We start from the raw sequence: 532 nt of genomic DNA, 5'->3' as shown, positions 1-532 counted from the left end.
ATTCTTACGTTTACTGGCTTTAGGAAAGTCGAAACTTGTGAACTCGGCTTCGCACCATTCGCGAATCAAAGTGAGCCATTTATTCTTATGGTTCACGCCTTTTAGCATTGATTCAGCGACAAGTTTCTGTACTTCATCGATGCTATCTAAGGTTCGTGAGCGAAGTGTTTGATACCAATCAATTGTGGCATGGTAATGCTGCTCCCAGGCTGAAAGACCACCCTCAAGTACAGCTGGTGTGAATACATCTGGTCGTCTATTAATCAAAGGTTCAAGAGACGACATCAGTTCTGCAGGCGTCGCCCAGTTACTATAGACCTCTAGTAACAACTCTTGTGGTAGAGCAAAGACTTCCTGGCGCCAGTAATCCTCACAGACCCGCAGCAACAGAGGCTTGGTGTCTTCCATCAGGTTTTGCGTAAAAGCGACATTTAAATCTAATGCATGACGCGCCAGAAGCTGCTGACAGAAACCATGAATTGTATGGATTTCAGATTGGTCTATTTGACGTTCTGCGATTCTTAAACGAAGT

Annotated in this window: 1 pseudogene; it reads right to left on the bottom strand. The window is 44.5% G+C overall.

From position 1 onward, the window contains the following. Positions 1–532 (bottom strand): annotated as a pseudogene (locus tag A3735_RS31450) (hypothetical protein); the annotation flags it as partial.

The sequence above is a fragment of the Oleiphilus sp. HI0061 genome (assembly GCF_001635675.1).
This window is presented reverse-complemented; position numbering and strand designations above follow the sequence as displayed.